Here is a 19,359-nt window from a genome sequence, read left to right as displayed (position 1 = left end):
CCCGTCTGGCATGGAGCAGGGAAAAGATCAGGAAAGAGGGTGTGGTCATGACGGAAAAGCGGGCGTTATGAAGACCTGTCATAAGGCGTGCGGCGGAATACGGCCCGCAAATACGTCCATAACCTGATGGGCACACATCATGGCTGTTCGGACCAGAGCGTCCGTCGTCGCCGCACCGACATGCGGAGTGAAGACAACGCCTTCACATTGAAGAAGCCGATCATCTGGTTCCGGTGGCTCCTCCGCCAGCACATCAAGTCCCGCACCAGCCAGTCGACCGGACTGGAGCGCTGCTAAAAGCGCATCACGATCCACGGCGACTCCTCGACTGGTATTCAGCAAAATCGATCCGGAACGCAGGTCACGAATCGTCTCATCCGAAATCACCGGCGATACGTCACCACCCCGACCGGCTGGACGATGGAGAGAGATGACATCCGAGGAACGCAGGAGCGATGGAAGATCAGACATCATTGTCACACCATGCTCAGCAAATACTGATGCCTCCACACTGGATGACCAGGCCCGCACATTCATTCCAAATCCCGCAGCGGCAATCCGCGCCACTTCGCGCGCGATGGCGCCAAATCCAACAAGCCCCAGTGTTTTGCCGTGCAGTTCCATTCCTGCACCGCGATAGCGAAAGACCCAGTCATTTGCGCGCACAGCCCGGTCCGCTTCGCAGATACGACGCGCCACCGTCAGCATCAGTCCAATCGTCAGTTCAGCAACCGAGCGGCTATTGCTGCCAAGAGCCCGCGTGACCACGATTCCACGAGTTTTGGCGGCATCCACAGCAATCCGGTCGGTGCCGGAACCATGACAGGCAATGAGGCGCAAGGCAGGGGCAGCGGCGACGGCTGCAGCGCTAAAGCCCAGATCGCGCGTAATGACGGCGTCCGCTGCACCGACTTCCTTGATGACGGTTGCCATCGTCATTGAGGAAGCAAAGCGGACTGTCACATTCTGCTGGCGCAGAAAGGCGACCGCCTCCTTGGCAATAGGCTGGGTGATAAAGCAGGCTGGCATGAGATCGGTGCTCCGAACCGGAAAAACGAGGAGAGATAAAAGCCTGACGCGCGTTCAGGGTGTGCCGAGACCGCCGCCGCCCGGTGTCAGTAAGTGCAGCCGTTCATCCGGGGCGATAATATGCAATCCCTTTGATGAGAGAGACCGGCCTTTCGAGGTTTTCACGATGCCAGCCGCGCCATCCCCTCCCCCCAGCGCACCGCGTGGAGGGTATTTGACGCGATCGAAAGCCGCCAGCAATTCGAAGGCGTCATCGTTGGTCGTGCCGATTTCCATCACCTGCCCATCGCCGCCGCATGTCTGGCCAGAACCACCGCTTCCTTCACGTAGTTCTTTCTTCCAGAAAATCAGTGGACACTGATTCTCTGCAATTTCGACAGGAGTACCGCGAACGCCAGACGGAAACGCCGTAGCTGACAGGCCATCCAGCTTTGGCCGCGCGCCAGTCCCCCCATTGGTCGTGATTGCCAGAGCGAAGACTTGCGTCTCGCGCGCGCCATCATCGGGCTTCCAGCGTCCTCGAACGGTGATGTTCCACAGACAGGATGTACCCTCGGCAGGAACGCGATCTGGTAGAGGTGTGCGCAGGCAACCAAACACCATGTCAGGCAGCATCTGCCCGATGATATGACGGGAGGAGACCGGAGCAGGGCGCTGGGCGTTCAGCACCGATCCGACGGGCGCATCCACGCGATAGAGCGCGAACGAGCCAGCATTGTTCGGAATATCGGGAGAAATGGCGCAGGCCAGACCAAAGACCGTGTACGCTTTCGTATAGGCCAGTGGCACATTGATCCCCCGTTTAATGGCAGGGGGAGAGCCTGCATAGGAGACGCTTACGCCATCCTCGGCAATCGTCAGCGCCGCCTTCAGGTCGAGAGGAGCGTCATACCCATCCACCGTCATCGTGTAGGACCAGCTGCCTTTCGGCAGAGCCGCGATTTTTTCGAGAACGGCTCTCCGGGAACGATCAATGATATAATCCGTCAGCGGTTCGATTGTCTCAATACCGAATTCATCCATCATGGAGCACAGCGCCTCAACACCAGCATCATTGCAGGCGATGAGGGAATAGGTGTCGCCCTCCGTATCCACGGGCAAACGCGTATTGGCACAGATCATGGCCATCAGTGTCTCGTTCACCCTGCCCTGATCGACCAGCTTGAGCATGGGGATCGACAGGCCTTCCATAAATACATCAGTGGCGTCCGGGCCATTCCCCAAGCCGCCAATATCCATCAGATGACCAGTACAGGAAAACAGGGCAACCAGCTTTCCACGATAAAAAGCCGGGGTCGTGATAACGAAGTCATTCAGGTGACCCGTGCCCATCCAGGGATCGTTGGTGATGTACGCGTCACCTTCCTTCATCGACTCAATGGGAAAATGACGAAGAAAATGACCGACAGATTCCGCCATGGAATTCACATGGCCCGGAGTGCCCGTGACAGCCTGCGCCACCATGCGCCCATGGGGATCGAAAACACCGGCAGAGATATCTTCGCATTCGCGGACGATCGGACTAAAGGCGGTGCGGATCAGGACGCGAGCCTGTTCGCCGACAACAGCGATCAGACGATTCCACATGATCTGGAAATGGATTTCCTGCTGCGCGTCTGTAAGAAGAGCATTTGTCGTCATGACGCAGTTTCCTTCATCGTCAGAACAATGTTCTCGCTGCCGTCTATATGAGCATCATACCGGGCCGACACATACGTTGTGGTTTCATCTTCACGGATCAGGGCAGGACCGGTCAGGACATCACCCGGCTGCATGGCCTTGCGATAATGCACTGCCAGCTCAACAACACCTTCGACATCACCGGAGAAAAAGGCACAGCGCTGATCGGACTGCACCGGTCGCAGCGGCGGAGTAGGCGCATAGGGCGGCGGCGACACCGCCGGAGCGGAAACGGTGACGGACCAGTTCATGACCTCGACGACCGCCCCCGGAATAGCGCGTGAGAACTGCCGTGCGTAATCCTGCTCGAAGGCCGCACGCAGGGCCGTCACATCAAGTGGACCCGCTTTCTCTCCCGGCGGCAGATGGATTGCGATTTCGTGGCCCTGTCCCACATAACGCATGAAGGCGCGGCGTTCGACACGAAAAGTATCCGCCCGGGGGGCGCCCTGCGCCAGCACACTCATGATGGATTCCGTCATGCCTTCGAGCAGAGCGGCAACGCCTGCGGTATCGAAACTGTCATCAATACGTGCCGGATATGAATGGACGACCTCGAAGGCCAGAGGCGCGGTGAGGAAACCAACAGCCGAGCCGACACCAGCGTTGGACGGAATCACCAAACGGCGGATACCCAGCTTTTCCGCGACCCGGACAGCGTGAAGCGGGGCTGCTCCACCGAAGGCGATCATCGTGTGCTCACCAATGGCCACACCCCGCTCCACAGCATGGACGCGCGCGGCGCTAGCCATGTTTTCGCACACCATTTCATAAACCGCATGCGCCGCCATTTCTGCTGTAAGACCAAGAGGCTCCCCGATATCCGTAAGCAAAGCCTGTTTCGCGAGTTCCTGACTTAACGTCATACTCCCCCCCGCGAACCCGTCGGGCCGCAACAGGCCCAGTGCGATATCGGCGTCCGTAACAGCAGGTCGCGTGCCGCCGAGACCATAGCAGGCCGGTCCGGGCACCGAGGATGCGCTTTCCGGCCCGACAGTTACCCGTTTCATCGCATCCAGATGGGCGATCGAACCACCGCCAGCGCCGATCTCCACCATTTCGATAACTGGAATACGTAGGGGCAGGCCCGATCCCTTCATGAAGCGGGCCGTACGATCGACCTCGAAGGTGCGTGACGAAGTAGGACGAAAGTGCTCGACAAGACAGACCTTGGCCGTTGTGCCGCCCATATCGAAAGACAGCACCTGAGTCTCTTTCATCCTCTCTGCGCATTGCGCGGCAAATATCGCACCGCCCGCCGGACCAGATTCCACAAGACGGACGGGAAACAAACTGGCGGTTTCAAGGGAAGTCAACGCACCGCTCGACGTGACCAGATAGAATGCGCCCCGGAATTCGTCGCGCGACAGACCGTCACGCAGGCGACCGAGATATCCTGCCATCAAAGGCTGAACATAGGCATTGGCGACTGTGGTGGATGTACGCTCGTATTCCCGAATTTCTGGGCACACTTCGCTGGAAATCGAAATCGCAACGTCCGGTAGCATTCTTGCGAGGAAATCTCGTGCGTGCGTTTCGTGCGCATCATTGGCATAAGCATGCAGGAAGGCTATGGCGACACTTTCGACACCGCCACGCCGCAGACTGTCCGCGATTTCAGCCAGGACCGCTTCATCAAGCGGCAACCTGACCTTTCCTCTCGCATCCATGCGTTCCGGGACGGTGAAACGCAGGGTGCGCGGCACAAGTGGCACAGGCTTGCGGATCATCAGATCATACTGGTCAAAGCGACTTTCCGTGCCGATTTCCAGAACATCACGAAATCCATCCGTGCCGATCAGGGCTGTGTTGGCGCCCCGTCGCTCAATGATCGCATTGGTCGCAAGAGTGGTGCCGTGGACGAATTCTCCGATATCCGACAGACAGAGCTGTGCGTCCTGTAACACCAGCGCAGCACCGTTCATTACGCCCTCTTCTGGTGCGAACGGCGTAGTGAGCACTTTACGGGTATAACGCCTTTCGAGAGTATCGAGCACAACATCAGTAAAGGTGCCGCCAATATCGACAGCAAGGCGGATGGCGGTGCAATCTGTCGTGGTGTTCATCGATGTCCTCAAAGATGTTAGGCTCGCGTGGCGCGGAAGCTACGACAAACAGGAAATGCGGAAGAGAGGTAACGGTGACACAGGGTGGAGCTAAGAAAATGAAGGCGACCGTCGGGACGAAGACGCGCAGACAGGACCAGCGACCGTTCATTGTGTCGTCCTCTCATCTTGCGACGCCGGGAAGCGAAGATCTGAGCGAATTTGAATTTTCCCTGACAGTTATGAACAATGCATTTCAGCACTGGATCGTCCGCTGTATGACGGCTGCCGGTCTGCCCGAATTGTCGGCACTTGAAACTCTCCTCCTTCATCACATCAATCACCGTTCCAAGGAGAAGAGCATCCCAAGCCTGATGTTTGCTCTGAACATCTCCGAACGCCATTACCTGAATTACGCGATGAAAAAGCTCGATGAGCGGGGACTGATCGAGCGACGCAAGCAGGGCAAGGAGGTTTTCGTCTGGACGTCCGCCAAAGGTGTGGCCTACTGTGAGGAGTACGCTCGCCTGCGCAACGTCTGCCTGCTGGAACTCGTGCCCGATGACCATTGCGTCGGCGGCATCACAATTGCTGAAGTCGCAAAGGCTCTTCGTATCATCAATGGATTTTATGAGCAGGCGTCCCGCTCCGTATCGTCCCTGTAGCCTGGATAGCCAGTTTGCCATATCTTTCATGTCACAGGCGTGATCTGAATACGAAAGACAGGCGCATGATACCCAATCGGTTCACCATCGTTGATGAACTTTTCAGCAAGAAAACCAGTTTTTGGAGCCCTGATCGCAAGCCGTAAAACGCCGACACGCACAAAACCGATCACATCATCGGACATGACCGCGTCACCGACTTTTTTACCCGCGCTTGCGAAACATCCGAGTTCAGGGCTCCTTACAAGGATATCAGACGTAGTTTCGGGATCGGTCTTGTCCACGGATACGAACTTGTCTTGTGCACTGCCCGTCTTTGCAGGGAACAGCTTGACAGAAAGGACAGTGCCTTCGTATTCAAATTCGGCCTCCTTCACCTCATAGCGACGCATCGCAGTCACAAGACGGTCAAGGAAGTCTTCTCCCATAATGTCCGTGTCTTCCTTTTCCCGCCGGGTCATGCCGCTCCTCCATCCCGACGCCTGTCGAGGGCATGAACGGTGAATACCCCCTCACGGAAAACCGGGTCATTCAGAAGGAGTATCTGCTGGGACGCCGTCGTCAGAATCCCCTCCACCCGCATTTCCATCAGAGCAGCCTCCATTCGATGGATGGCATCGTTCCTGTCAGAACCATGCACGATCACTTTAGCGATCAGGGAATCATAATATGGCGGAACGACATAACCATCATGGATATGGGTATCCACCCGAACACCGGGTCCACCGGGTGGTCGCCATGTTTTGATAGAACCCGGTGCAGGTCTGAATGTTTCCGGATCTTCCGCGTTTATTCTACATTCAATCGCATGACCGCTGCTCTGGATATCATTCTGAGTGAAAGACAACCGTGCCCCTGTCGCAATCAGGATTTGTTCGCGAACAATATCGATGCCGGTCGTCATCTCGGTCACCGGGTGCTCAACTTGAATACGGGTATTCATCTCGATAAAATGGAAGGATCCGTCTTCATAAAGAAATTCGAATGTACCCGCACCCGTGTAGCCGATCCGTGCGGCGGCGCTGGCACAAGCGACACCAAGATCCATGATTTGATCTTCAGGAATACCCGGGGGCGGTGCCTCCTCAATCAATTTCTGATGACGTCTCTGCACCGAACAGTCACGCGCACCCAGCCAAACAGCATTGCCGTAAGAGTCTGCGAGAATCTGAATTTCCACATGCCGCGGCGCCTCAAGAAAACGCTCAGCATAGACAGCCGGATTTCCAAAAGCGACACCCGCTTCCTTGCTGGCGTTTGCAACCGCATCGAATAGCTCATCAGCTTCTTGCACGACGCGCATCCCTCTACCGCCACCGCCACCCGCCGCCTTCACAATCAATGGATACCCGATCGCATCACAAACTGCGTAAATTCCGTCAGGATCGGCCGGTAGCGCCGTATCTGATCCCGGCAGACAGGGAACGTTGTTGGCCTGCATGGCGCATCGCGCACTGATCTTGTCGCCCATCAGACGCATGACAGATGATGTCGGACCGATGAGAACACGTCCCGCCCGTTCGACCGCTTCTGCAAAATCCGGATTTTCTGAAAGAAAACCATAACCCGGATGAATGGCGTCTGCATCGGTCAGATCAGCAGCACGTAGGATGCGTTCACCATCCAGATAACTTTGCGTAGCCATTGCAGGACCAATACACAGGGCCTGGTCCACCAGTTGCAAATGGGCCAGACCAACATCAGCTTCAGAATAGATACCTACCGTACGCAGACCAAGCAGCCTGCATGCGCGCACGATGCGCAGGGCTATTTCTCCCCGGTTGGCAATAAGAACAGTCCGGATGTCACGCATTTGCGGCCTCCACCGTGAACAGTGGCATACCGGGCTCCACGGGCTGTCCATCTCTCACCATGATCTCAATGATCCTGCACGGGAATTCGGCTTCGACCCGAGAAAGGGTCTTCATGACTTCCAGAATATAAAGCGTGTCCCCTTCCTGCACGGTTGTGCCTTCATTAACGAAAGGAGTCTGACCCGGTCCCGCAGCCTGATAGAAAACACCATGCATGGACGCCGCCACAATTCGTGTTGTTGACGCACCTTCTGCTGGTGTTTCTGTTACCATGAATGACGGGGCAGCCTCATGCCGAAGCGCGGTCTCCTCACCTTCCGACGAAGGGGTATAACGAACCAGCCGATAGCGTTCCGCCCCCTGCCTGACTTCAAGTTCCGCAATGCCCAGTTTTTGCATTCGCGCCATCAACTCTTCAGCGCGTTTCGGATCGATCGTCATTGACGTCGTTTCCTTCTTGTTATCTCAGGGCTTTTACAAAAATTCCGGATTTTTCGAGACTGGCCCTTACCTTACGGGCGACATCAACTGAATGGGCGTTATCTCCATGCACGCAGATAGAATCAATCTGAGTTGGCAGCATCGCGCCGGAACGGGTTTCGATAGCACCATTGGAAATCATGCGGACAGCTCGCTCAGCCGCGAAATCAGCGTCGTGAAGAACAGCATCAGCTTCCTTGCGGGATACAAGATGGCCATCCTCCGTGTAGGTACGATCCGCAAAGATTTCCGAAAATACAACCATTCCGCGTTCACGCCCAATCCGTTCGAGATGGCTGAGCGCAATGGCCATGATGGGCAGCGTCGGATCGACACTTTGAACCGCGTTGGCGACAGCCGTAGCCACGGCTTCGTCCCGCTCGGTCAGATTCCCGAGGGCGCCGTGAGTTTTCAAATAGGTAATGCGGTATCCGGCATAAGTGGCCAGAGCCTGCGCCGCGCCAAGCTGGTAGGCAATGATGCGTTCGATTTCACCCACACTGAACGGCATGACACGGCGCCCGAAGCCCCACAGATCTGGGAAACCCGGATGCGCGCCAACGGCGACGCCTTTCGCGCGCGCCGTGGCGAATGTCGTAGCCATGACTTCAGGGTCACCTCCATGGAAGCCGCAGGCGACGTTGGCCGAAGTGACGATATCAAGCATCTCGGAATCGCTGCCGATGACATAATGACCGAAACTTTCGCCAAGATCCGCGTTCAAATCGACAGTCAGAGCAGGCATATCAGGAAGTCCTTATTGACACACATTATTTGGCAAGAAGCGTTTTACGCGCTGTAAGCAGGGCGGGGCCGAGTTCGCGCATCCGCTCGGCTTCCCTGCGAATGGCGACGACTGCGTCGTCCAGTTCAACACGCACAAAGCGAATCTCCTGTCCGGTCTGGGTCTGGGCCAGAAGACGAAGGTCCGGTTCAATCACGTTGACTATTTTCGGATAGCCGCCACAGGTGTTGGCGTCAGCCATCTGAACAATAGGCATCCCGGAAGATGGTACCTGAACCGTACCGGGGACGATGCCATGTGACAGCAGTTCCAGTGGCACGCGAAGACTGAGAGGATGCTCGCCTTCCAGCCGATACCCAACACGGTTCGCCGTTCGACTTACCGTCCATAACTGCCCGAAAAACAACTGCTGTGATTCCTCCGTGAATGTATCGAATTCTGCGGCGGGGAGGCAGCGCACGTAAGTAATGGAGGTCTCCGGCAGGTCACATGGATGAGCCAGCCCATAACCATAATCGGGGACAGCACAATCATCAGAGACAAACACGGACAATCGATCTCCTGTTTGCAGCGGACGACCATCGAACCCTCCGAAGCCGCCTTTCATGTCCGTGGACCGGGACGCCAGAATGACCGGGACATCCAGACCACCACCAAACGTCACATACCTCCGCGCGCCTTGCGTGGGGGCCTGAAGAGTCAGGATTTGTCCTTTCCTCGCGCGTACTGCCCAGTCCGGTGGTAAAGGAATGTCGTCAAGACGCGCAGGTCCATGTGCGCCAGTTACCGCAACAGTCTGATCGGAAAGAAACCTTATCTTAAAAGGAAAGAATGCGACCTCGATGCCCGCATCATCCAGACTGTTTCCAAGCAGCAGATTGCCCGCCATCAGAGCCAGGGGGTCCATGCTCCCGCCGCGGGACACACCCAATGTCATCATTCGTGGCCGACCAAGATCCTGGATGGTGTTAAGCGGTGACCCTGTCAGGATTTCAATCATCCGATCCTCCTGAACCGCACGCGATCACCCAGACGGAAGAGGCACGGTTCAGCGCGATGCGTGTCGAACAGAATTTCATCTGTTTTACCGAGAATGTGCCAGCCTGTTGGCGATGTGCAGGGCATGATCCCGGCCTGTCCCCCGCCGATCGAGACTGCGCCCCGCTCAACGCTTACACGAGGCGATGCCCGCCTCGGTATCGCCAGACGCGAGTCAAGACCGGTCAGGTACGGAAAGCCCGGCATCGCCCCAATTGCGGCAACGCGATATTCACCGCCCACATGAATCGCGATCACTTCTTCTTCAGTCAAATTCGCGAAATATGCTATTTCGGATAAATCCTCACCAACTGTCCCACCATATGTCACGGGAATCTCAATGGTCCGGACAGGGAGGGACTCAGGGAACGTATCATCCCACAATGCTCGCAAACGGCGTTCAATTGTGACCGCATCCTGCTCGATAACATTGAACATTACCAGAAGATTGTTCACGCCCGGCAAGGCTTGAAGAATGTCCGGCTGGGTAGCCAAGCAGCGGGCGACTGACCAGACACGTTCCTGCACATACTGGTCAAACGAGCCGTGCGCGGCGTCAAGCAGCAGGGCGCCAGTCCCCGCGATGCTGATCCGGATCATGATACGGTGATCCTGTAAGCGTGAATGGGATGACGCGGCATCAGGAATACGACGCCGGCGCCGAGAAGGATAATGACAGCCGTAATGTAGAAAACTGTATGGAAATTACCAGTCTCTTGAAGAAGATAGCCAGTAAGTACCGGAGCAGCGATTCCCAGACCATTGCTGAATGTTAGGGTCAACCCAGTCACCGACCCCAGACTTTCCCGTTCCGCAACCAGATCAGCCAGCAGGGCCATATTGGCTCCTGTCCCCGCAGTCACGCAGGCAATGGCGAAAATAAGCAAGGAGATGGCGGCAAGCGGCGAGTGGCAGAAAGGAAATATTCCAAGCGTGGACGCCATGAGCAAAAAGAAACTTACAGCATGACGGCGGCCGGAAGGTGTTCTCTCGACGTCGCGGACCGCGCGTTCACCGACTTTGCCGAATACGAGAGACAGGATAGCGGCCCCCAGATAGCTGTACGCCGTATAAAGTCCTGATTGCACCAGCGAAACATGGAATGTGTCACGCAGGATGATTGGTAGCCAGGACATTAAAAGGAAATTGGCGTAATTGGCACAGCATTGCGGAATCACGACACCCCAGAAATCACGGGATCCGAACAGTGTTGGAAGTGAAATGACCACGAACGTCCCGCGTTGGGTGGAAGGATGAAGCGCCAGACGGGAAGGATAAATCCAAAGCCACACCAGAGACCAGAGCAGACCACACGCCCCCAGGATCACAAATGTTGAACGCCAGCCAAACACTTCTACAAGCCACGCGCTGGCTACCGCTCCAACCGCAAGACCGATGGGGATGCCACAGATGAAAGCTGTCATCATCAAGCCGCGTTCGCCAGGACGCGACCAATAACGCATGACCTTGTTTCCAAGTGCAAAAGTCGGAGCTTCTCCCACACCGAGCAGAATACGTGTCGCAATAAAGGCAGGCACAGTTGTCGCAAGGCTACCAAAAATCATGGCGCAGGACCAAAGCGTCACTGCGGCAGCACCCACGAAACGCGCCCCCTTTCTGTCCAGTATGATAGCGCTGGGCAAATTCAGAAAGAAATACGACCACAGAAAACTGGATAAAACCCAACCTGTTTCACCCGGCGTCAGCCCGAACTCTTTGGAGATGCGCGGCATGGAGACAGAGAGCGCCGCGCGATCACCATAGCAGATAATGCACATGGCGATCGTCATCACGTAAATTAGGAAACGGAGTGAACACGGTGAGGTGCTGACTCCAGATATGTCTGAGGACGGCAATACAGTCACCTCACAGAAAGGGAGAGAACAATCAGAATGTGAAATTTGTTCTGACGTAATACATTCCACCATTGAAACCATAGGGCGAATAATAGGAATATTTGTAAGCGCCAAACAGCGGGCCCGAGACGGATTTCGGGATACGGGTAGGGTATTTGTTGCCAAGATTGTTGGCGCCAACAGCCAGACTCCATTGAGGGAGGATCTTGTAGGACACCTCAAGGTTGGTCAGGAAGGCCGGACGCTGTGTCACGCCAGCGGCGGTTGGACTTGCCAAAAATAGGGTTGAGCCATAACGCTGTTCCTGCACAAAGACATTCCATCGTCCGAGATTCCAGTTGACCGAAAGACTTTCCCGGTTTTTAGGAGCCGAATGCAACAGCATCTCTTCAGCATATTTATTGTAACTTGTGAGACCATACTGGGCTAATATAGCAGGTGTCTTATTATAGCTTCGAACTTCGTTATCGGAATAATTGAAGCTGAAAGCGAACTTGAACGTTCCGGCACGCTGCACGTGTAGCGTGTAGTCAGTGCTAATATCACCGCCATAGGTCTGCGTATTTAGCGGGTTGGTATAATAGGATGCATAGGTCACATTCTGCAACCCAGACGCCGCGAGAATATCCGCGACCGCATTACCTCCCAGAGTGGTCGTGCTGGCCAGGCGATCATTAATCGCAATATAGTAAAGATTACCTGTAAGATGCCAGTTTTCCAGTGGCGTGGCATCGACGCCTATGCTGTAACTACGGGAGGACTCTCCCTTGATTTTTCCTGCCCCCAATGCCTGTGCAGCGATGCTGCTATTAGGCAACTGATCGACCGAATAAGTCGCGAACGGGGCATTATAGAAATAATAAGTCTGTCCAAGGGTCGGCGGACGATACCCGTTGTTGATACTGGCACGGATTGCCCATTTACGATTGAAATTATAGCGCGTGCCAATACTTCCGGTTTCAACCGTCGCTAGATGAGCATAGCTCGTGGCACGTCCACCAATTGTCCATTCCCAATTTTTAGTGACAAAGAAATCAAGATTGACATTACCCTCATAAACGTCACGGTTTCGGTCAGTTACGGCGAGCGGCACGTTACCAGCATGGTCAGTTGCGCCGAGACCATACCAGGAGGCTTCTTCACCTTCCGTCATCTGGAATGTATCGTGACGATATTCGCCGCCAAACCGTAATCCTATCGGTTTCGGTAGCCAGCCCACATGGAATTCACGGGAGCCACGCAGGCCAGTCGACAATTCGGAAGAAATGGCTTTGCCGTCATAGAAATTGCGCGGGCTGTTGTTACCGAGTGAAATGTTGTTGCTATGAACCGTGGAGTAGCTTTGATTGTCACGCCCGTAATTCAGATACGTATCCCATGAAAAACCGAATGCACGGGCCTTGATTCCATTATCCGTTTCAAAATCATACTGATCCATGTCGATGTAGGGGATGGCGCCATTCGGCCAAAGCACGTTATTGGTCAGACTGTTGGCTGCACTACGGTAAGTTTCAGCGACATCAACACGACGGTGACCGAATGTCGTGGTGCTGTAAAAGTTTACGTTATGTGCCAATGGAATCTGCATGTTTTCACTGAGCGTTTCCATGGTCGACTTCGGAACGCCCAGCATACGGTTAACGTCACGGCTTGCCGTTTCATTACGTGAGTCCCCTACAGGATAAAGCTGCCCAATAAAATCTCCACTTCTGTTGCTCGGTTGCTGATGCGTCACCTGCGCTGCGAGATTCAGATATCCACCCAACTTTCCAAAACTCGTACCATAATCAGCATATCCATTCACGGCCTGCCCATCACCAGCATAGAAGCCACTATTCTGAAAATTGACGGACCCGCCATGGTCACGGTTTTTCAAGACGATATTAACCGCGCCGGCAATGGCATCCGCACCATACAAAGCCGATGCTCCTTCGGTGATGACTTCAATATGATCAATTGCGGAAATAGGGATAAGCGAAATGTCAGCCGGCTCAGTTCCCCAGTTTGGTCCGGCATTCGCATTGAAATTGGCACCAAGGTGACGACGGTGTCCATTGACAAGAATCAACGTATCATCAGCGGATTGTCCGCGAAGCTGCATGGTCTGCACGAATGCGTTGTTACCGACACCCGGCTGTGGAGGCGCCGTGATGGCAGCGGAAGCCTGAGCCAGCGCACTCATCACATTGGTCTGCCCGGTGCTCAGCAATTGAGCGCCGGAAATCACCGTGACCTGGGAGGTGCTGTGTACTGGCGTCGACGGCGAGAGTACGGAGGTGCGCGACGTCTGTCCGGTAACACTGATTTGCTCAGGTGAGGAAACAGCACGCAAGGCGCTCCGCCTTGACTGGACCGGGGCTCGTGCGTGGCTCATCTCCGAGGCCGATATTGCGGCCTGCGAAGCATGCTTACCGGTCGCCTTATGGCCAACGTGCCTTACTGGCGCAGCACCGAATGCTGCTGATATGAGCGCAGAACTGGCAAGGCTCATATTACAAAAGAGGATAGCCTTAAAACCGATACGTCGAGTCATTTATCGACCTCGCACTCTGAAATCCAGCTGCGCTGGTGTTCCATATGATCACGTGTTTATAATATATATAAATCATATATATTCCGGATTCGCAACATAATACGTTTCGATCAAGCATCCGAAAGGTTCGAAAAACTCCCCCGGTTTTAGGCTCAGGAGCGGCTCTGTTGCACAAATCGCAGGGCGGGATCACTGGTTGAGTGCAGGCTGGTAGCCTGATGGGACGAGCGAATGAACCGAACGATCAAGGAAACAACCGTTAAACGATTCCATTATGACAGCCATGAGCAGTTGAGGACGCACCTCAATGACTTTATCGTCGCGTATAACCCGAATGAAGGCTCAAGACCCTCGACGGTCTCGCGTCCTACGAATACATCTGCAAGACAGAAACTTCAGAACCAGAACGATTCATCATCAACCCAACCCATCAAAACACGGGACTAAACACCTACGGCGTGTCGTCAGTTAAGCCCTGAGTGTGGCACGTGAGGGTTGTACTTTGTGTCTGCGTGTGCGGATTGTTTCCCCGATTTTGGTGGAGACAGACAAATGCGGCGATACGGTTTGCGCGACGACCAGTGGGAGCGGATAAAGGATCTTCTCCCCGGTCGTGAAGGTCATCTTGGCGGCACGGCAGCGGACAACCGTCTGTTTGTGGAGATCGTTCTGTATCGCTATCGCACGGGCATTCCATGGCGTGACCTTCCGGCCCGGTTCGGGGGCTGGAAAAACGTGCATCGCCGTCTGCGTCGCTGGTGCGAAAGCGGTGTTATTGAGAAGATCTTTCATCATCTGGCCGCCGATCACGATAACGAATACATGATGATCAACGAGCATTTGTTCCGCAACATCGCCCACGCTCGGACGGTCATCGACGCCTGGCGTGCCGACTATAACGCCGTCAGGCCCCACACCAGCCTCAATGGCATGACGCCAGAGGCTTTCGCTCAACATGCCATAACGGCATATAGCAACGCACAGACCCCAACTTAAATCCGTGGGCATGTTCTGGGCAGGGTCACTCGACCGCAGCAATACCGCGTCTGATGTCTGGGCCAACACCGCCTACCGCTCAAAAGCCAATGAAGCCTTCATGGAAAAGCAGGGCTTTGTCTCCAGGGTTCATAGGAAAAAGCCGCGTCTCAAGCCCATGCCCTGTCATATCCAGCGATCCAATGCGGGCAAGTCCGTTATCTGGTCTCGCGTTGAGCATGTCTTTGCCGATCAGAAATCACAGATGGGATTGTTCATACGCACCGTCGACATCACACGGACCACCATGAGGATCGGGCTAGCCAATATCGTCTACAACATGCGCCGCTTTATCTTCCTGGAACGGATCAGTGCGACCGCGTAGCAGCTCAGCGGGGCAATATCTCCACACGGATCAAAACGCAGAGAAAAAGTTACCCTGACAACCATCAATCAAATCGTCATAGCCCTGAAATCAGGAAACAGGAGTTCAAAAAAACGGTTCTTCCATCCCTCCAACTTATTCCTATAATTGAAACTAAATTATATAATGTTTTTAATAACGAAATTAACTTGACATAAATTCACTTTTTTATCCTAATTTGTCATAGAAGTTGCCGTTAAGACAATTTCCCCTGTGTTTTCCACCATATTCGATCTGATGGCGTGCTGTTCATCATGCAAACGAGGCTGTTGCTATGAATGTGAGGGATCTGGAATATTTCATTGCGGTTGCGGAATGTGGTTCGTTTTCGAGAGCATCTGTGAAGCTTGGCCGGCCCCAGCCGGCGTTGAGTCGCCACATCCGCGATCTGGAAACAGATTTACGTGTTCCTCTGCTGTACAGAAACGGAAGAGGCGTCGTCGTCACTCAGGCGGGAGAACTATTGCAGCATCTCGGCTGGGCAATCATCCGTCAGATACATGATGCACGCGAAAAAGTTCGTGACTTCTCATCGGATCAGCTAGGCTCCGCAGCCATCGGTATGCCAGCAAGCGTCAGCGCCATTCTGCTTGCGCCTCTGGCACGCTCCCTGCGCACAGCCCACGCTCAGGCTGAACTGCGTTTTCTTGATGGTTGCAACGGCGATCTTCTTCTGGCGCTCGGCGGCGGGTCGCTGGACATCGCTCTAATCTATGATGCGCCGGGAACAACACATCAGAATCTTGAAGCCCTGTTCAGCCAACCTCTCTATCTGATCGAACGGCACTCCCCCGACAGTGAAGTGCTAGAATTCGGTGACGATGTTGAAGCGGCTGAACTTGAAAACATCCAGCTCGTACTGCCAGGCCGTCGTCACGGACTGCGCCAGATCGTGGATGCATGGGCAAGCCGCAATAACCTTGAACCGCATGTGCAGTTTGAATGCGATTCCTATTCCGCTATTCTGCAAGTCGTCGCATCCGGTCTTGCCGCGACGCTTCTCCCGGCCGCTTCACTGCAACGGGAGATATTGTCCGGACAGTTCAGGGCACGGCTGATCACAAAACCTGCTGTTTATCGCACGATTTCTCTGGCGACATCGCAGAGCAAGCCTGTGAATGCATCCCTTGTGGGATTGATAAAGCAGTCGGTCGCGAGCCTCAAGGACGAATTCCTCTGGCCACAGAATGCGATAACTGACAATCCAATACCCCGGAACGTATCTGTGCGGATGGCCCTTGATGAGATCAGACCAGTGACATAGGTCTTCAATCAGCACTTTTTCTGACAGACAATCATTATTGGCATGTTACGACCAGAGAATGTGATCATAACATGCCACAATATTTTGTTTTCAGTATGTTTATGTAACCGGGCAAGCCAACCGATCACATCATGCTCTGGCACACGCAGAAGCCTGTCGGTTCCCCGAACCCGTCAGGCTGAAAACAGGCCATCATGAGGTTCGGAGAAAATTTCAGTAATATCCGACAGGATTACAGTGAGATGCGGATATATTTGGCCTGACCGGATGCTCCGCGGATCGCTGTAACCTCAAACTCAACCTTCAGGTCATCCCGCGCCAGCGGCGTATTGGCGAAGGTAAGTGCCGGATCAATATCTTTAAACACTTCGCCAAGGACAGCAGCGACTGCGGGTGCATTTGCCCGGTCCGGAACATGGGTGATAACCCGGACGATGTCGGCGAGAGAGGCATCCACTGCTTTCAGAGCACCTTCGATGTTCTGCAGGGCCTTGCGGGCCTGCATTCCCGGATCGGCAGAAATTTCGCGCGTCTTGTAATCTATACCCGCTGTATTCGCTACGAATATCTGGTCACCGACCATTACAATTCTGGAATAACTATCCTTTTCCTCATACATGCTGCCAGATTTAACCTTGACAATTTCCACCATGACTACCTCCGTCTGTTTATACACCTGATATTTGCTTATATCGAAATATATGTCTCAATATAACAGATATTCCTCATCGTCTTGTCATCCGATTTCAACAATCAGATTGAGGTGGGGTTCAACCACCGCCCTGGTTCCGGGAGGCAGCACCGTCGTTGCGTCCATCTGTTCGATGATGGCAGGACCGGCGATATGGTTGCCGCATTTGAGCAGTTTCCTGTCATAGAGAGGACAGGATACAAAACCCTTCGTTTCCGGGAACCAGACATCTCGCTCCCCGATGATGGCGCCCGTCGCATCTGGTCCGACATTCTCGAACGCAATGAACGAAGCCTTGTCGACCCTCCCGCTGGCCTCTATGCGAAACGTAACGAACTGCGCAGGATCGGTCTCGGATGCGAAACCATATTGCATCTTGTGCGCCGTCACGAATCCCGAAACCATCACATCAACGGACTGCTCCGTAACGGTCGTAGCCGCATCCGGCACGTCCACCGATAATTCGTAGTTTTGACCAACATAACGCATGTCTGCGCTCAGCTTGATGCGTCGGTCGTCATCGGGCACGGATTCCTGCGCAAACCACTCTTCCGCCTGCTCCATCAAGGTCGCGAAAATCCGCGACATGGCACGATGTGAAGCGGAATTCGCGGTCATAATCCGGGTCGCAGAGAAATCTGCGCGCAGATCGGTCAGAAGAAGGCCAAGAGCACACATGACACCGGGGGTCAGCGGCACGATCACGCGCTTCATGTCCAGTTCCCGCGCAAGGCGCACGGCATGAAGCGGACCTGCACCGCCGAGCGCCATCAACGCATAATCCCGGGGATCATGTCCCTTCTGGACGCTGATCACCCGCACGGCGCGCGCCATGTTCGCAGTCACGACCGAGAGAATCCCCTGTGCCGTTTCCATGACGTCCATGCCAAGCTCGTCGGCCAGAATCTGGATGCGCTCCAGAGCCAGATCACGCCGAATCGCCATTCGTCCGTCCAGTAGAAACAGCGGATTGAGAGTCTGCAACACGACGTTGGCATCCGTGGTGGATGGCGTGAGGTTCCCCTGATCGTAGCAGACAGGCCCCGGAAACGCACCGCAGCTCTGGGGACCAACCTTGAGGAGCCCGCCATTGTCCCGATAGGCAAGAGAGCCACCACCTGCGCCGACCGTGTGAATATCGAGCATCGGCGCCTTGACGGGGTAGCCGTGAACTTCCGCCTCGCCCGTGAGGCGGCAGACACCATCCTTCAGAAGTGCGACATCGGTGCTGGTGCCTCCCATGTCGAAGGTGATGATGTTGGGAATACCGATTGCCTGACCAATCGCCTGTGCTGCGACGACACCCGTTGACGGGCCTGACAGCACCGTCCGCACCGGTAGTTCACGGGCGAGATCAAAACTGATCACGCCGCCATTCGACTGGGTGATTCGCGGCGCCACAGCCAGACCGAGTTCCTTCAGACGAGCACCAAGCCGCGCGATATAGAGTTCCATCACGGGGCCTAGATATGTGTTGACCACCGTTGTCGACAGACGCTCGTATTCGCGAAATTCCGGTGCCACCTGATGACTGGCGCACGAAAAGGCTTCCGGAAACTCCTCCTGAACGATCTCAAGCGCACGCTTTTCATGGGCCGGATTTACAAAAGCGTAGAGAAAGCCGATCGCCACTGCCTTGACGCCTGCTTTTTTGAGGGAGCGCGCAGCTTCTCTCACACTCTCTTCGTCGAGCACCGTCTCAACGGTACCGTCATGCCGAATCCGTTCCGGCACTTCAAAGCGTAAAGCTCGCGCAACCAGTGTTTCGGGCTTGTCCGCCTGCGTATCGTAGAGACTTGGTCGCTGCTGACGACCGATTTCCAGGAGGTCCCGAAAGCCATCCGTCGTAATAAGACCCGTCAGCGCGCCTTTATGCTGGATGACAGCATTGGTGCCGACCGTGGTCCCATGTCCGAGAAAACTCACATCGGGCGGTCCGGCCGAAACCGTATCCAGCCCCTCGGTTACACCGGCAAGAATGCCGCGGGACGGATCGTCAGGAGTCGAAGACACCTTCCAGATCGAAAATTGTTTCGTATCTACATTATAAAGGCAGACATCACAAAAGGTGCCTCCGGAATCAACCCCAAGCCTCCAGGCCATAGTCTGCTCTCCAACTC

Annotated in this window: 15 protein-coding genes and 4 pseudogenes; 6 read left to right on the top strand and 13 right to left on the bottom strand. The window is 54.8% G+C overall.

Translation table 11 applies throughout. The features are described from left to right. Nucleotides 1-78 precede the first annotated feature (78 nt). Genes A0U92_RS14880 through A0U92_RS14870 form a run of 3 tightly spaced genes read right to left on the bottom strand, consistent with a single transcriptional unit; the run spans nucleotide 79 to nucleotide 4,775 of the window. Nucleotides 79-1,029, bottom strand: a complete 951-nt coding sequence (locus tag A0U92_RS14880) for an NAD(P)-dependent oxidoreductase (RefSeq protein ID WP_077813840.1) — start codon at nucleotides 1,027-1,029, stop codon at nucleotides 79-81. Between the two features lie 54 nt (nucleotides 1,030-1,083). Beyond that, entirely contained in the window at nucleotides 1,084-2,670 is a 1,587-nt protein-coding gene (locus tag A0U92_RS14875; RefSeq protein WP_077813839.1) for a hydantoinase B/oxoprolinase family protein, read from the bottom strand. Continuing rightward, nucleotides 2,667-4,775, bottom strand: coding sequence for a hydantoinase/oxoprolinase family protein (locus tag A0U92_RS14870; RefSeq protein WP_077813838.1), 2,109 nt, complete (start codon nucleotides 4,773-4,775; stop codon nucleotides 2,667-2,669). The genes A0U92_RS14875 and A0U92_RS14870 overlap by 4 nt, the downstream gene beginning before the upstream one ends. 98 nt (nucleotides 4,776-4,873) lie before the next feature. Between A0U92_RS14870 and A0U92_RS14865 the strand changes: the two genes are divergently transcribed. Continuing rightward, entirely contained in the window at nucleotides 4,874-5,419 is a 546-nt protein-coding gene (locus tag A0U92_RS14865) for a winged helix DNA-binding protein (protein WP_077813837.1), read from the top strand. Between the two features lie 26 nt (nucleotides 5,420-5,445). Here A0U92_RS14865 and A0U92_RS14860 read toward each other — a convergent pair whose 3' ends face one another. From A0U92_RS14860 to A0U92_RS14825, 8 genes are all read right to left on the bottom strand, one after another. Continuing rightward, entirely contained in the window at nucleotides 5,446-5,880 is a 435-nt protein-coding gene (locus A0U92_RS14860) for a hypothetical protein (protein ID WP_077813836.1), read from the bottom strand. Next, nucleotides 5,877-7,232, bottom strand: coding sequence for an acetyl-CoA carboxylase biotin carboxylase subunit (locus A0U92_RS14855; protein ID WP_077813835.1), 1,356 nt, complete (start codon nucleotides 7,230-7,232; stop codon nucleotides 5,877-5,879). The genes A0U92_RS14860 and A0U92_RS14855 overlap by 4 nt, the downstream gene beginning before the upstream one ends. Continuing rightward, nucleotides 7,225-7,674 carry an acetyl-CoA carboxylase biotin carboxyl carrier protein gene (locus tag A0U92_RS14850; RefSeq protein ID WP_077813834.1) on the bottom strand — a complete coding sequence of 150 codons (450 nt, stop codon included), beginning with the start codon at nucleotides 7,672-7,674 and terminating at the stop codon, nucleotides 7,225-7,227. The genes A0U92_RS14855 and A0U92_RS14850 overlap by 8 nt, the downstream gene beginning before the upstream one ends. 19 nt (nucleotides 7,675-7,693) lie before the next feature. Then, the gene (locus A0U92_RS14845; protein WP_077813833.1) at nucleotides 7,694-8,458 is read right to left on the bottom strand and encodes a LamB/YcsF family protein; all 765 of its coding nucleotides are present in this window, start codon (nucleotides 8,456-8,458) and stop codon (nucleotides 7,694-7,696) included. Nucleotides 8,459-8,483: 25 nt separating this feature from the next. Continuing rightward, nucleotides 8,484-9,458 (bottom strand): 5-oxoprolinase subunit C family protein, encoded by a 975-nt coding sequence (locus tag A0U92_RS14840; RefSeq protein WP_077813832.1) that lies wholly within the window; start codon nucleotides 9,456-9,458, stop codon nucleotides 8,484-8,486. Next, nucleotides 9,455-10,096: a 5-oxoprolinase subunit PxpB gene (pxpB, locus tag A0U92_RS14835; protein ID WP_077813831.1), complete on the bottom strand. Its 642-nt coding sequence runs from the start codon at nucleotides 10,094-10,096 to the stop codon at nucleotides 9,455-9,457. Before pxpB ends, A0U92_RS14840 begins: the two co-directional genes overlap by 4 nt. Beyond that, on the bottom strand, nucleotides 10,093-11,274 hold the full coding sequence (locus tag A0U92_RS14830; RefSeq protein ID WP_236748174.1) for an MFS transporter: 1,182 nt from the start codon (nucleotides 11,272-11,274) through the stop codon (nucleotides 10,093-10,095). Before A0U92_RS14830 ends, pxpB begins: the two co-directional genes overlap by 4 nt. 109 nt (nucleotides 11,275-11,383) lie before the next feature. Then, on the bottom strand, nucleotides 11,384-13,843 hold the full coding sequence (locus A0U92_RS14825; protein WP_077813829.1) for a TonB-dependent receptor plug domain-containing protein: 2,460 nt from the start codon (nucleotides 13,841-13,843) through the stop codon (nucleotides 11,384-11,386). 267 nt (nucleotides 13,844-14,110) lie between these two features. On the opposite strand from A0U92_RS14825, the pseudogene A0U92_RS17505 reads away from it, so the two are divergent. From A0U92_RS17505 to A0U92_RS14810, 5 genes and pseudogenes are all read left to right on the top strand, one after another. Further along, a pseudogene (locus A0U92_RS17505) lies at nucleotides 14,111-14,364 on the top strand (IS481 family transposase); the annotation flags it as partial. A 73-nt stretch (nucleotides 14,365-14,437) separates the two neighbouring features. After that, nucleotides 14,438-14,766: pseudogene (locus A0U92_RS17860) on the top strand (transposase); the annotation flags it as partial. Beyond that, a pseudogene (locus A0U92_RS17855) lies at nucleotides 14,714-14,881 on the top strand (integrase core domain-containing protein); the annotation flags it as partial. The pseudogenes A0U92_RS17860 and A0U92_RS17855, both read left to right, overlap by 53 nt. Before the next feature lie 22 nt (nucleotides 14,882-14,903). Then, a pseudogene (locus tag A0U92_RS14815) lies at nucleotides 14,904-15,245 on the top strand (IS5/IS1182 family transposase); the annotation flags it as partial. 313 nt (nucleotides 15,246-15,558) lie between these two features. Then, nucleotides 15,559-16,548, top strand: coding sequence for a LysR family transcriptional regulator (locus A0U92_RS14810; protein ID WP_077813827.1), 990 nt, complete (start codon nucleotides 15,559-15,561; stop codon nucleotides 16,546-16,548). A gap of 232 nt (nucleotides 16,549-16,780) precedes the next feature. On the opposite strand, the gene A0U92_RS14805 is transcribed toward A0U92_RS14810, so the two are convergent. Together A0U92_RS14805 and A0U92_RS14800 are read right to left on the bottom strand one after the other, a co-directional pair. Beyond that, entirely contained in the window at nucleotides 16,781-17,200 is a 420-nt protein-coding gene (locus A0U92_RS14805; protein WP_077813826.1) for a Rid family hydrolase, read from the bottom strand. Nucleotides 17,201-17,284: 84 nt separating this feature from the next. Continuing rightward, nucleotides 17,285-19,342 carry a hydantoinase/oxoprolinase family protein gene (locus tag A0U92_RS14800; protein WP_077813825.1) on the bottom strand — a complete coding sequence of 686 codons (2,058 nt, stop codon included), beginning with the start codon at nucleotides 19,340-19,342 and terminating at the stop codon, nucleotides 17,285-17,287. Between the last annotated feature and the right edge of the window lie 17 nt (nucleotides 19,343-19,359).

Source organism: Acetobacter aceti (genome assembly GCF_002005445.1).
Taxonomy (GTDB): Bacteria; Pseudomonadota; Alphaproteobacteria; order Acetobacterales; family Acetobacteraceae; genus Acetobacter; species Acetobacter aceti_B.
This window is presented reverse-complemented; position numbering and strand designations above follow the sequence as displayed.

What these genes read in the sequence shown, in the direction of transcription:
- A0U92_RS14825 (WP_077813829.1), bottom strand. Translation starts at nt 13,843, where the DNA reads ATGAGCCTTGCCAGTTCTGCGCTCATATCAGCAGCATTCGGTGCTGCG.
- A0U92_RS14800 (WP_077813825.1), bottom strand. Translation starts at nt 19,342, where the DNA reads ATGGCCTGGAGGCTTGGGGTTGATTCCGGAGGCACCTTTTGTGATGTC.
- A0U92_RS14840 (WP_077813832.1), bottom strand. Translation starts at nt 9,458, where the DNA reads ATGATTGAAATCCTGACAGGGTCACCGCTTAACACCATCCAGGATCTT.
- pxpB (WP_077813831.1), bottom strand. Translation starts at nt 10,096, where the DNA reads ATGATCCGGATCAGCATCGCGGGGACTGGCGCCCTGCTGCTTGACGCC.
- A0U92_RS14855 (WP_077813835.1), bottom strand. Translation starts at nt 7,232, where the DNA reads ATGCGTGACATCCGGACTGTTCTTATTGCCAACCGGGGAGAAATAGCC.
- A0U92_RS14880 (WP_077813840.1), bottom strand. Translation starts at nt 1,029, where the DNA reads ATGCCAGCCTGCTTTATCACCCAGCCTATTGCCAAGGAGGCGGTCGCC.
- A0U92_RS14850 (WP_077813834.1), bottom strand. Translation starts at nt 7,674, where the DNA reads ATGACGATCGATCCGAAACGCGCTGAAGAGTTGATGGCGCGAATGCAA.
- A0U92_RS14810 (WP_077813827.1), top strand. Translation starts at nt 15,559, where the DNA reads ATGAATGTGAGGGATCTGGAATATTTCATTGCGGTTGCGGAATGTGGT.
- A0U92_RS14805 (WP_077813826.1), bottom strand. Translation starts at nt 17,200, where the DNA reads ATGGTGGAAATTGTCAAGGTTAAATCTGGCAGCATGTATGAGGAAAAG.
- A0U92_RS14875 (WP_077813839.1), bottom strand. Translation starts at nt 2,670, where the DNA reads ATGACGACAAATGCTCTTCTTACAGACGCGCAGCAGGAAATCCATTTC.
- A0U92_RS14830 (WP_236748174.1), bottom strand. Translation starts at nt 11,274, where the DNA reads ATGTGCATTATCTGCTATGGTGATCGCGCGGCGCTCTCTGTCTCCATG.
- A0U92_RS14870 (WP_077813838.1), bottom strand. Translation starts at nt 4,775, where the DNA reads ATGAACACCACGACAGATTGCACCGCCATCCGCCTTGCTGTCGATATT.
- A0U92_RS14865 (WP_077813837.1), top strand. Translation starts at nt 4,874, where the DNA reads ATGAAGGCGACCGTCGGGACGAAGACGCGCAGACAGGACCAGCGACCG.
- A0U92_RS14860 (WP_077813836.1), bottom strand. Translation starts at nt 5,880, where the DNA reads ATGACCCGGCGGGAAAAGGAAGACACGGACATTATGGGAGAAGACTTC.
- A0U92_RS14845 (WP_077813833.1), bottom strand. Translation starts at nt 8,458, where the DNA reads ATGCCTGCTCTGACTGTCGATTTGAACGCGGATCTTGGCGAAAGTTTC.